14 protein-coding genes are annotated in these 11,670 nt (G+C 57.8%); 8 read left to right on the forward strand and 6 right to left on the reverse strand.

Going from position 1 to position 11,670, the window contains the following annotated elements:
- Nucleotides 1-9: 9 nt before the first annotated feature.
- Genes SynROS8604_RS11495 through SynROS8604_RS11520 form a run of 6 tightly spaced genes read left to right on the forward strand, consistent with a single transcriptional unit; the run spans nucleotide 10 to nucleotide 4,313 of the window.
- Nucleotides 10-993: a heme o synthase gene (locus tag SynROS8604_RS11495; protein WP_370586512.1), complete on the forward strand. Its 984-nt coding sequence runs from the start codon at nucleotides 10-12 to the stop codon at nucleotides 991-993.
- 29 nt (nucleotides 994-1,022) lie between these two features.
- Nucleotides 1,023-2,036, forward strand: a complete 1,014-nt coding sequence (locus SynROS8604_RS11500) for an ATP-binding cassette domain-containing protein (RefSeq protein ID WP_186544090.1) — start codon at nucleotides 1,023-1,025, stop codon at nucleotides 2,034-2,036.
- A 39-nt stretch (nucleotides 2,037-2,075) separates the two neighbouring features.
- On the forward strand, nucleotides 2,076-2,933 hold the full coding sequence (locus SynROS8604_RS11505) for an ABC transporter permease (protein WP_186544091.1): 858 nt from the start codon (nucleotides 2,076-2,078) through the stop codon (nucleotides 2,931-2,933).
- A 4-nt stretch (nucleotides 2,934-2,937) separates the two neighbouring features.
- Nucleotides 2,938-3,399, forward strand: coding sequence for a hypothetical protein (locus SynROS8604_RS11510; protein WP_186544092.1), 462 nt, complete (start codon nucleotides 2,938-2,940; stop codon nucleotides 3,397-3,399).
- A gap of 5 nt (nucleotides 3,400-3,404) precedes the next feature.
- Nucleotides 3,405-4,112, forward strand: coding sequence for an N-acetylmannosamine-6-phosphate 2-epimerase (locus SynROS8604_RS11515; protein ID WP_186544093.1), 708 nt, complete (start codon nucleotides 3,405-3,407; stop codon nucleotides 4,110-4,112).
- Between the two features lie 18 nt (nucleotides 4,113-4,130).
- The gene (locus tag SynROS8604_RS11520) at nucleotides 4,131-4,313 is read left to right on the forward strand and encodes a hypothetical protein (RefSeq protein ID WP_006853513.1); all 183 of its coding nucleotides are present in this window, start codon (nucleotides 4,131-4,133) and stop codon (nucleotides 4,311-4,313) included.
- Nucleotides 4,314-4,346: 33 nt separating this feature from the next.
- On the opposite strand, the gene groL is transcribed toward SynROS8604_RS11520, so the two are convergent.
- Nucleotides 4,347-6,017: a chaperonin GroEL gene (gene groL, locus SynROS8604_RS11525; protein WP_186544094.1), complete on the reverse strand. Its 1,671-nt coding sequence runs from the start codon at nucleotides 6,015-6,017 to the stop codon at nucleotides 4,347-4,349.
- 118 nt (nucleotides 6,018-6,135) lie between these two features.
- On the opposite strand from groL, the gene SynROS8604_RS11530 reads away from it, so the two are divergent.
- A complete protein-coding gene (locus SynROS8604_RS11530; RefSeq protein WP_006853515.1) occupies nucleotides 6,136-6,312 on the forward strand; it encodes a hypothetical protein in 177 nt (58 codons plus the stop codon).
- Between the two features lie 3 nt (nucleotides 6,313-6,315).
- Here the strand turns inward: SynROS8604_RS11530 and fabG are convergent, their stop codons facing one another.
- From fabG to SynROS8604_RS11545, 3 genes are all read right to left on the reverse strand, one after another.
- Complete coding sequence (gene fabG / locus SynROS8604_RS11535) at nucleotides 6,316-7,068, reverse strand: 3-oxoacyl-[acyl-carrier-protein] reductase (protein WP_186544095.1); 753 nt, start codon at nucleotides 7,066-7,068, stop codon at nucleotides 6,316-6,318.
- 64 nt (nucleotides 7,069-7,132) lie between these two features.
- A complete protein-coding gene (locus tag SynROS8604_RS11540) occupies nucleotides 7,133-8,239 on the reverse strand; it encodes a TrkA family potassium uptake protein (protein WP_186544096.1) in 1,107 nt (368 codons plus the stop codon).
- On the reverse strand, nucleotides 8,236-9,069 hold the full coding sequence (locus SynROS8604_RS11545; RefSeq protein WP_186544097.1) for a glycosyltransferase family 9 protein: 834 nt from the start codon (nucleotides 9,067-9,069) through the stop codon (nucleotides 8,236-8,238). Before SynROS8604_RS11545 ends, SynROS8604_RS11540 begins: the two co-directional genes overlap by 4 nt.
- A gap of 72 nt (nucleotides 9,070-9,141) precedes the next feature.
- On the opposite strand from SynROS8604_RS11545, the gene ispD reads away from it, so the two are divergent.
- Entirely contained in the window at nucleotides 9,142-9,819 is a 678-nt protein-coding gene (gene ispD / locus SynROS8604_RS11550; RefSeq protein WP_186545959.1) for a 2-C-methyl-D-erythritol 4-phosphate cytidylyltransferase, read from the forward strand.
- Here the strand turns inward: ispD and SynROS8604_RS11555 are convergent.
- Complete coding sequence (locus SynROS8604_RS11555) at nucleotides 9,779-10,711, reverse strand: LD-carboxypeptidase (protein WP_186544098.1); 933 nt, start codon at nucleotides 10,709-10,711, stop codon at nucleotides 9,779-9,781. The two genes, ispD and SynROS8604_RS11555, sit on opposite strands and share 41 nt — an antisense overlap.
- Nucleotides 10,711-11,598, reverse strand: a complete 888-nt coding sequence (locus tag SynROS8604_RS11560; RefSeq protein ID WP_186545960.1) for a 4-hydroxybenzoate polyprenyltransferase — start codon at nucleotides 11,596-11,598, stop codon at nucleotides 10,711-10,713. Before SynROS8604_RS11560 ends, SynROS8604_RS11555 begins: the two co-directional genes overlap by 1 nt.
- Nucleotides 11,599-11,670: the final 72 nt, after the last annotated feature.

Below are 11,670 nucleotides of genomic sequence, written 5' to 3' on the forward strand. Positions count from 1 at the left end.
GTTGCTCCAATGCCCCCATCCCTCACCAGGGATGAGGTGGTGCCATCTCGCAAGAGAATCAAACTACCCCCCTGGCTTGAGGTTGCCAAACCGAGGCTGATCCCACTCCTGCTCGCCACCACCTTGGGAGGAATGGCTCTCACCGAAGGCTGGCCCCTCTCATCACCACGGCTGGCCTGCACCCTTGGTGGTGGTGCATTGGCCGCTGCCGCCGCTGGCGTTCTCAACTGTTTGTGGGAGCAGGAGCTGGATGGACGCATGCTGCGCACGAGCGGCCGAGCCCTTCCCTCTGGGCGGTTGTCTCCATCCGCGGCCTTTGTTGGTGCGGTGTCCTGCACGCTTGCTGCAGCGGCGCTTCTCGTCAGTGGCGTGAACTGTCTTGCAGCTGGACTGTCTCTCCTAGGACTCTGCAGCTATGTCCTGCTTTACACCGCGCTTCTGAAGCCCCGCACCACGCAAAACATTGTGGTTGGCGGTGTTGCTGGTGCCATCCCACCCCTGGTCGGAGCGGCTGCAGCAACAGGCCACATAGGCCTGAGCGGATGGTGGCTGTTCGCGCTTGTGATGGTGTGGACTCCTGCCCATTTCTGGGCACTTGCCCTGCTTTTGCATGACGACTATCGAGCCGTCGGCATTCCCATGCTCCCTGTCGTCAAGGGACCATTGGTCACCACGAGGGCGATTCGACGCTATGGATGGGCCACCATATTGCTCAGCTTTTTGGGCATTTGGGCCCTACCGGAAGGTGGTGCCTTGTATGGGCTCTTGATCCTTCCCTTCAACGGTCGCCTTCTGCAGATGGTGGAGCGTCTGGCTGCGGAACCCAACAACCGAGATCGCGCCAAGGGATTGTTTCGTTGGTCAATCCTTTATTTGTTCGGAATCTGTTTGTTGCTTGTCATGAGCCGAATGTCTGGTTCCGCTCAGTTTGATCTGGAAGTCAGGACCGTCGTTGACATCCTCGCGGGCGGATTTCTTCCTGTCGCTTCCTAGATTCTTAACTCTCGCTTTTGGACGGTTCCATGTCCCTGATCGTGCTCGATCACCTGGAAAAGTCTTACGGGACGATTCCAGCGCTCAGGGACTTGAGCTTGCAAGTCCCTGAAGGATGTCTGTATGGGCTGCTCGGACCCAATGGTGCTGGCAAAACCACAACCCTGAGAATTCTTGCCACTCTTCTGGCTCCAGATCTTGGCGATGTCCGCATTGCTGGCCTCGATGGCTTGAAAGACCAACGCGAGATTCGACGGCTGATTGGATATGTCGCTCAAGAGGTGGCGATTGACAAAATCCTCACGGGGCGGGAGCTGCTAGTCCTTCAAGGCGACCTCTACCACTTACGACCCAAGCAGAGGAACCAACGAATCGACGAACTGATCGAGATGTTGGGCATGGATCCCTGGATCGACCGGCGATGCGGCACCTATTCAGGAGGCATGCGTCGTCGCCTTGATCTCGCGGCAGGTCTCTTGCATCGCCCCCAACTGCTCATTCTCGATGAACCCACGGTCGGACTTGACATCGAAAGTCGAGCCGTGATCTGGAACGTGCTCCGGGACTTAAGAGATCAGGGAACAACGGTCTTGCTGAGCACCCATTACCTCGAGGAAGTGGAAGCACTCGCCGATCGAATGGCCATCATTGATGCCGGAGCGGTGATTGCTGAAGGCACACCAAACGATCTCAAGAAACGTCTGGGAGGGGATCGCGTCACCTTGCGGGTGCGTGAGTTCAGCAACGAGCAGGAAGCCGAGACGATTCGTGACCTCCTTGAACCCCTTGATGGCATCCAGAACATTGTGATTAATCGCTCGCAGGGCCACTCCCTCAACCTTGTGGTGGATGGGGAACAGGTCCTTCCTCGCCTTCGCCTTTGTTTGGAAGAAGCAGGGCTTCCCGTCTTTGCCCTTGCCCAAAGCAGACCCAGTCTTGACGACGTTTACCTTCAGGCCACAGGACGCACCCTGATGGACGCCGAGCTGGCCATTGCCGGGCAGCGTGATCCCAAGCAAGAACGCAAGCAAGCCATGCGCTAACCGCCTGCTTCCACCTCCAGATTTCCATCAGTGCTCCCCATGACCACTCCCCATCTGCAGATTGATGCCAATCAAGCGTCCTCCCGAGGAGCTTTGACAGAGCTGATCCAGGAAACGACGGCTTTGACGCGTCGCCTGTTCGTGCAGCTCAAACGGCGTCCCTCCACGCTGATTGCCGGTGTTCTGCAACCCCTGATCTGGTTGATTTTATTTGGGGCTTTGTTCTCTAAGGCTCCCGAGGGGCTGCTACCCGGCGGCATGAGCTACGGGCGTTTTCTCGGTGCTGGAGTGATTGTGTTCACAGCGTTTAGCGGTGCACTCAATGCCGGACTTCCGGTCATGTTTGACCGCGAATTTGGATTTCTCAACCGACTTCTGGTGGCGCCACTGAGAAGTCGAAGTTCCATTGTCTTCGCTTCGGTGATTTACATCACCACATTGAGCCTTGTGCAGAGTTTGGCGATCATGTTCACAGCGGCCTTACTCGGCTATGGATGGCCTGGAGCTGGTGGCCTCCTGCTCGTTCTGTTCACCCTGCTGCTGTTGGTTTTTGCCGTAACGGCCTTAAGTCTCGGTTTGGCTTTTGCTTTGCCTGGTCACATTGAGTTGATTGCGGTGATTTTTGTCGCCAATCTGCCGCTGCTATTTGCAAGCACCGCATTGGCACCTCTGAGCTTTATGCCTGAGTGGATGGGCTGGCTAGCGGCCCTAAATCCCCTTACCTTCGCGATAGAACCCATTCGAGCAGCCTATGCAGGCCCTCTCGATCTTTCGGTGGTTCTTTTGGACGCACCCTATGGACCCGTCACTGGACAGACCTGCCTATTGGTCCTGACCGTGCTCACCGTGGGGCTGTTTCTTCTCATCCGACCACTGCTCAATCGCAAACTCTCTTGATTCCGTGTCTGTTTCTTCGTTTCAGCCCCTGAACCCCCGCCAACTAGACCTGCAACGTCGCTTGCTGGTCGCCAATGAATTAAGAGAAGCCTCCCTCATCGCGCAATTGGAACTGCAGTGGGTGCACCGCTATGGGGTGACCTCTCTTCCCAAACGGTCGGATGAAGCCTCCCTGGAGGCTCTCCCCTCAGCTCAGAGTCCAGAGGTGGAAGTAGAGGTGGAGCCAAAGATCCAAGGCCTCTCTCTCGTGAGCGATCAAACGGTCGAAACAGAAACACCAGCTCTGCACGTCGCACCCCTTCCGAGTCCTTCGCAAGCTGACGAGGCTGAGGGGATGGAAGACCTGGCTGATCGTTCTTCAAATCCGCCCCATACCATTGCGCCTCCTCCGTTTGCACGCGGTGCGCAGCGCTTTCGTCGCTGGATGGTGGCATCCTCAGCAGTCCAAGATCTGCAGGCCTCCTGAGGACGATGTCCATCCCCATCCCATCCCGCGCCCAACTGAAGGGTGGCCTGATCGTGTCCGTTCAGGCTCCGGAAGGATCACCCATGCGGCATCCCGATGTGATTGCGGCCATGGCTGAAGCCAGTCTTCGCAACGGAGCCACTGGTGTTCGCCTCGAGAGCCCAGAGCACATCGGAGCTGTACGCAACCGCTGTCCTAACGCTTTGATCATTGGCTTATGGAAGCGAACGCTCCCGCAGAGCTCCGTCTACATCACGCCTCGCTGGCAGGACATTCAAGCGGTCTGGGCAGCCGGTGCCGACGTCATCGCCCTTGATGCCACAGCGCGTCAAAGGCCAGAGCAGGAAGACCTCGCCGAACTCATTCAACGATCGAAGAATGAATTAGGAGCTCCACTCATGGCCGATGTGGACTCCATCGAAAACGGATTGATCGCAGCATCCTTGGGATGCGAATGGGTGGGCACCACTCTTTATGGATACACGGAGCAAACAGCACAACAAACTCCTCCGGGTTTCGGCTTGATCTCTCCTCTAAGGGATCAGCTTCCCGAGCAGGTGACGTTGATTTGCGAGGGGGGCATTAAGTCGCCTGATTCAGCGCTCAAATCGCTTGAGCATGGAGCCGATCTTGTGGTCGTTGGCACGGCGATTACGGGCGTCGACCTTCAAGTGGCCAATTACAACAAGACCCTGAAAAGGCAGAATGGGTGAGTCTCGCAAGACTCAGGCATGTTGCTGAAAGTTGCTTTTCCTGTCGTCCTCAGCGGAGCCTTCTTCGGTCTGCCCATCGCAGGGTTGCCGATGACAGAACTGCAAGCCCTCAATCGAGAGCTGGGGAGACTGTGCAGCCATCCACCCCGGGAAGCCTTATCCGTGTGTCGCATCCACGCAAGGCTGGTGGGATCCCTCTAAAGGGATCCCACTAAAGGGATTCCACGGTGGGAATTACATCATTCCCATGCCGCCCATGCCGCCCATGCCGCCCATGGGATCCATGCCGCCCATGCCGCCCATAGGGTCGCCACCGCCGCCTGCAGGTGCAGGGGGCTCAGGTTTGTCTGCCACCACGACTTCAGTGGTCACCACCAATGATGCAATCGAAACCGCGTCCTGCAGCGCTAGACGAACCACTTTGGATGCATCCAGAATCCCGGCACTCATCAGGTCTTCAAAGTTTCCGGTGAGAGCATTGAATCCCTGTCCACTGTTGCGGACACGATCCACCACAACGTCACCGTTAGAACCTGCATTTTCAGCGATCTGACGCAGGGGAGCGCTGAGGGCACGCTGAACGATTTCGACCCCGGTCTTTTGATCACCCTCCAAGCCTGAGGTCAGAGCATCGAGTTCTGCAGAGATGTGCAGAAGGGTTGATCCACCTCCAGCAACAATGCCTTCCTCGACCGCTGCACGGGTGGCATTCAAAGCATCCTCAATGCGTAGCTTGCGGTTCTTGAGCTCCGTTTCTGTGGGGGCACCGACCTTAATCACAGCCACTCCTCCAGCGAGCTTGGCGATGCGCTCGTTGAGTTTCTCCTGGTCGTATTCCGAATCCGTGTTGTCGAGCTCACGCTTGATGGAGGCAACACGAGCGATGACGGCATCTTTGCTGTCATCGCTCGCCACGATTGTGGTGCTGTCCTTGCTGATCGTGATCCTGCGTGCCCGGCCCAGATCGTCCAACGTCACCTTGTCGAGGGTCATCGCCCTGTCTTCGCTGATCACTTGACCGCCGGTCAGCACAGCGATATCAGCAAGAGCAGCCTTCCGGCGCTCGCCAAAGGATGGAGCACGCACTGCCGCCACCTGCAGCACCCCTCTGTTCTTGTTCACAACCAAGGTTGCTAGAGCTTCTCCATCCACTTCTTCGGCCAAGATCACCAGCGGTGAGCCCGATTTCTGAACCGTTTCCAACACGGGGACCAAATCGGTCACCGAGCTAATTTTGCGATCGGTGAGGAGCAGTAACGCATTCTCAAATTCACAGATCTGGCGGTCACCATCGGTGACGAAATAGGGAGAGCTGTAGCCACGATCGAAGGCCATGCCCTCTGTGACTTCGAGCTCAGTGGCCAAAGACTTGGATTCCTCCACGGTGATCACACCGTCAAAGCTCACCCTGTCCATAGCCTCAGCAACCATTCGCCCCACCTCCTCATCACCGCCTGAGCTCACCGTGGCAACCTGGCGAATCGCATCGCCGCTCACGGACTGACTGCGCTGATTCAGGCTGGCGACCACCGCCGCCACAGCTTTTTCCATGCCTCGGCGAAGTTCGATCGGGCTGGCACCTGCGGCGGTGTTGCGAAGCCCCTCCTCAACCATCGCCTGGGCGAGCACGGTGGCCGTTGTGGTGCCATCGCCAGCTTTGTCCTTGGTCTTGGACGCCACCTGCTGGATCAGCTTGGCTCCGATGTTTTCGAATGGATCAGCAAGTTCGATTTCTTTGGCAATCGTGTCACCGTCATTGACGATGTCAGGTGCGCCGTAGGACTTCTCGAGCACCACGTTACGGCCACGAGGTCCGATGGTGACCCTAACGGCATCGGCAAGGGCATTCATGCCTCTCTCGAGGGACTCACGTGATTCGTTCGAGAAGCTGAGAAGTTTGGCCATAGTGTCAGGAGCCCGAGAGTCAATCTCGTCCAGCGTCTACGACCAACCGCTCCTCTCGGAAGTGGGGAAAGCCGAATCCATGGACCAACGGCGCAAACGATCTGGTTAAGGTTTGGACATGAAGGATTCCGGAGCGCTGTTCTTCGTTTTCATGGCTGCCATGGCAGCAACCATGACGTTGGTCTACGTGCCGCTTCGGATTTATCTCACGGCGACGGACCGCAGTCGGAGATTGAAATTGCTTCAGCGCATTCGCCGCTTGAGAGAGGAGCTTGGGCAACCTCTCCAGAGCTGATCCTCAACTCATGACCATCCCGCCATCCACCTGAAGAACCTGCCCGGTGATGTAAGCGGCGGCCGGATCGGCAGCTAAAAATCTCACGGTTCCAGCCACCTGATCAGGGGTCCCAAACCGGCCCAAAGGAATGGCAGCAAGGATGGCCTCGGCCTCAAGATCTTTCGTCATATCAGTGGCAATAAATCCAGGTGCCACCGCATTCACCGTGATTCCACGGCTTGCCATCTCCTTGGCGCTACTTCGGGTCAGTCCCACCACGCCGGCTTTGGCGGCGGCGTAATTCGCTTGACCGGCATTGCCCATCAACCCAACCACCGAGGTGATGTTGATGATGCGACCACTGCGCTGCTTCAACATGGGGCGTGTCACAGCCCGCGTGCACAGAAAGACTCCGGTGAGATTGAGATTGATCACCGCCTGCCAATCCTCGGTTTTCATCCTCATCAACAGGCCGTCGCGCGTAATCCCCGCGTTATTCACCAAAACGTCGATGCGTTCACTGCGCTTCAACACCGTTTTCATCAAGTCGTCCACCGAAGCCTCGTCCGCCACGTCGGCCTGGAGGGCATAGGCGGAGCCGCCCTTGGCCTGAATTTCAGCAACCACCGCCTCCGCCGCATCGGGTGAACTGGCGTAATTCACCACCACTTCTGCGCCCTCAGCGGCCAAAGCCAAGGCCACTGCGCGACCGATGCCACGACTTGCACCAGTAACAAGGGCGGTTTGACCGTCAAGAGAAGCGGATGAATCCATGAACGCTTTTTTTTACGATCGTGTGATAGTAGGGATCATTAGCCCTTTCAGTCATCAAGGCCAGCTAGACACCCCGCATGGTTTCAATCGTGTCGATGGCATCACCCAGCAGATTGCGGAATAACTCCAACTGCTTCTGACTGCCCATCACCACAAGAAGTTGACCAGGGCCAAGCCGTTCTTCCCCGCTGGGATTTCCCTTTAATGCGCTCCCGTCACGGATGGCCAGCACCATGGCCCCACTGCGCCGACCGAGCTGGAGCTCCGACAAGCTCTTGCTGGCTAAGTGACCCACGAGCAAGGGATCACGACTTAACCGAAATTCTTCAATTTCAAATTCCGACCCAGACAACAGATCCATAAAGTCCACTGCCAAAGGCCTCAGCGCTGTTGCTGCCATCACCCTGCCCCCAGCGACATAGGGACTCACCACAACCGTGGCTCCCGCCAGTTCAAGCTTGGCTGCCGCTTCTTCTCTATCGGCCCGAGCAATGAGCCGGCATCCAGGCTCCAAGCCTCGAGCGCTGAGCGTGACGTACAGATTGGCAGCATCGCTAGGCAAGGCCGCCACCAGGCTTCGACAACGATGAAGTCCAGCCTCTAGGAGCGTTTCATCGAGGGTGGCATCGGCCTGGAGCACAGGCAAACCACGCTCCTCTGCCGCCAGACGGCGAGCAGAATCCAACTCCACAACAAGCACAGGAACGGTTTCCAAGAGCAGCTGTTCAGCAATCTCCCGGCCAATGCGGCCATACCCGCAAAGAATCACATGATTATGCATACGCCGCAGATTTCGGCGAAACCTCAACTCCCGCAACTGACGGAAGTATCCGGATTCTGTCAGGCCGAGAATCTTTTGAATCGAGAGCTGCACCACCACGATGCCCCCAGCCACGATCAAAACGGTCACCAGCCGTCCGGCCTGGGAGAGGGGCTCCACTTCTCCATAGCCAATGGTGCTGATCGTGATCAGCACCATCCACAAGCAATCACCCCAGTCCCACCCCTCCGTGATCCGATAACCAATCGCACCCCCCATGATCACGATGGCGAGGGCTAGGACGGGTAAAAGCCATGGCCTGGCCAGCTGGCGTAGCTGAGGCCGATAAAACTGAACGGAATAGGGCTGAAGCCGACGGCGTTGTGGCGACCTCCGTCGAGGCTTCTTCATCCGAAGCCCATCGCCTCCAACACATCCCCTTCTGAGAGTGAGCGGAGATCGTCATTGCCGAGATGCCGAATCACATCCCGCTCGGGCAGTTGATCGTCAGCCAGTCCGAGGGCAACCAACGGAACACCGCAAAATGTTGCCATCAGACTGGTCACAGGACAACTGGTCAACACCACATCGGCACAGGCAATCTGCGCGGCTCTCTCGGAAAGCGAGCTCTCATCACCGAGATGGATGGTTCGCAACCCAGGAAGCTTGGCTTTGATCGTGAGCGGTAATTGTTTCCAGCGTTCTGAGGGCCAGTCTCCTGCCTTGGCCGTTGGTTGAAGCATTAACAGGGGACCATCTCCCTGCGGCTGCCTTTCGCGAGCCTGGCTCATCAGCGCGGCAGGCAAACTGATCCGAAAGGCTGCGGCATCCAAGCTGAGACCAAGCGGAGCCAGAAATCCAGAGAGGCGCTGCGCACTCCAGCCATCAGCCTGGCTCGCTACAGCATTAGAGGCAAATCCAGCCTCTGCAACCCGCGTCGGGATATGGCTCATGGACAGCATCAGGTTGACCTGACGTCCGTCCGCAAAATTAAGGCATATTTGGAAATCAGGTTCTCGGACGGAGCCAAGGAGATTGGCCCAATCGGCCATGGTTTGAGCTGCAGAAAAATCAAAGGGAATGATTTTTTCAACAGAGGGGAGCAACGTCCACAGCGATCGGTAACCAGGGGAACAGGCCACCTGAATCGAAGCTCCAAGCGCGTTGGCACAGGCTGCTATGGCAGGCATACGCTCAAGCTGCTGTTGAGCTGTTCCTGGGCTTAAAACGAGAACGCGCATGAAACAACAGCACAAGGGGTGCGAGCTGATTGTATGGAGGCCGTTTCAGGTTGCTGGGAACAGGAGTCGCTTATGCATCTGTTGATCGCAGCCGCTGGTAGTGGGCGGCGGATGGGAGCGACCCGCAACAAGCTGCTGCTGCCACTATCTGGACAACCCGTGCTGGCATGGACGCTGGAGGCAGCTCTCGCAGCTGAAGCGATCCATTGGATCGGAATCATTGGCCAGGAGATTGACCGTTCCGAGATTCTCGATCTCGTGGGAGGCGCTTCCAAACCCATCGTTTGGATTGCCGGCGGAGACAGTCGTCAAGAGTCAGTGGAACGGGGGCTGGCGGGCCTGCCAACCGAAGCCAAGCATGTGCTCATCCATGACGGAGCCCGCTGTCTCGCCACTCCCGACCTGTTTAACCGCTGTGCAGAAGCCGTTCGCAGCGGCCAAGCTGTGATTGCGGCGACCCCTGTCACCGACACGATCAAAAAAGTCGATGCATCAGGCTTGATCACAGCAACCCCAAAGCGCGCAGAGCTGTGGGCGGCCCAGACTCCGCAAGCTTTTTCAGTGGATGAACTCCGCCAGGGTCATCGTGAAGCCCGTACGAATGGCTGGACGGTCACCGATGACGCCTCCCTTTACGAGCGTTTGGGATGGCCAGTCAACGTTCTTGATGCTGGTCCCTCCAACATCAAAGTGACCACCCCTTTTGATCTCACTGTGGCTGCAGCAGTGCTGGCCGAACGCCAGGGTTAGCTCCCACGCGCAAGACCCCCTGATCTCCATCGAGGGTCGCGATCGCGCCCACCGGCAAGGCTGCATTTCCCCCCGGACCATGCCCCACTAGAAGGTTCCCCACCACAGGAATCCCTAAATCATCGCTGCGCTCTCGCAACACCTCTTCCAAGCTGAAGCCAGCAGAGTTCGAGGCGTCATCGCAATCCAGAAATCGACCGAAGCCAAGGCCGGCGAGCGATTGGAGCAGACCTGCTAGTCGCCACTGGGTGAGCATGCGATCAAGGCGATAGGGCGCTTCGCCGATGTCTTCAATCACCAACACAACGCCTCGCAGATCGGGAAGGAAAGGGCTCCCGATCAAATGGGACGCCACCGTTAAATTCAGGGTCAATAACGGGCCTACAGCCACGCCTCCCCGCCAGGGCACCCCTTGAAGATCCGGGAGGCCGTGGCCAAAGAGCAGATCATGCAAACGCCGCTGACTCCACTCGGGTTCATCGGCGAGGGTTGTGATTAAGGGCCCATGGACGCCCCCGCTCACACCGGCCGCCATACGAGCGCAGAGCAGTGCAGTCACATCCGAGAAGCCCAGCAACCATCCAGGCTGCCAAGCGAAAGGATGCTCCAAAAGTCTGGCTGCTCCCCAGCCGCCGCGTGCACAGGCCAAGAGGGCGGCATTGGGAACCGCTTGGAAATCACGACGACGTTCCTCATCCCGTCCCGCCAGATAGCCCCAGCGCCGTTGGCTGATGACATCCGGACGGATTCGCAATCCCCAGCTGTCCAGAATCGAGAGCCCACGCCAAAGGTTGTCTGTGTTGTCAAGCGCAGAGCTGGCGGCCACCACGGCCACCTCATCTCCCCGTTGAAGAGGGGAAAGCAACACGTCAGAGCCGTCTGGGCTGTGCATCAGCCCAGCCGCCCGAGAACGAGACCCAACAACAGCAACGCGCCCAAGCGCACCTGCTGACTGAAATGAAGGCCATACACCGACATGGATTGTTGCTGGACACTTTTGAGCGCTCGCGTTGCACGTTGCATCCCAAAGGCCACCACCAACCAGAACGGCCAGAAAATGACTCCGATTCCGGCAAAAGCGGCGGCAACAGCCAGGGCCAGCATCGAGAGCGCATAGGTGATCCCCACGACGCGCAAGACGGACGGACCGAGACTCAGTGCGCTGCTGTTTAACGCCATCCGGGCGTCATCCGGACGATCCGCCATCGCATACACCGTGTCAAAAGAAAACGTCCAAAGCAGGGTGGCAAGCCAACAACCGGCCAAAGGCCAGCCACCATCCAGATTTCCCTCTTGAGCGGCCCAAGGGATCAACACCGCGAAGCCCCAGCACAAGGCCAGGACTGCCTGGGGGTAGGCGAACCAACGCTTGGCAGAGGGATAGATCAAGATCGGCGGCAAGGCGAAACACGCCAACACAAGGCAGAGGTTGCGCACGGAAGCCGGCAAGCTCAGCACCACGCTCAAACTGATGATCAACAGCACGATCAACACAACAACGGCCTGGACAACGCTCAAACTTCCTTGCGCAAGCGGACGCTGCTTCGTGCGTTCCACAAAGCGATCGATGCGTCGATCCCACAAGTCATTGGCGATGCAACCCGCTCCACTCACCGCCAGACCGCCGAGCACGATCAAGAGTGCAAGGGCTGTAGAGGGCGGGGCATTCGGAGTGAGCCAGAGACTCCAGCCGGCGGGGATCAGCAAAATCAGTCTTCCGCTGGGTTTGTTCCAACGCAACAGGGCCACCCATGGAGCCAGGGTTTGACGAAACAACATGCGCTTAGCGGAGCTGACTGACAAAAAGAACTCCAGCTTGGAAACCTTAAACAGAGCTTCTCGCTGTCTGCT

The organism is Synechococcus sp. ROS8604 (genome assembly GCF_014279655.1).
Lineage (GTDB): Bacteria > Cyanobacteriota > Cyanobacteriia > PCC-6307 > Cyanobiaceae > Synechococcus_C.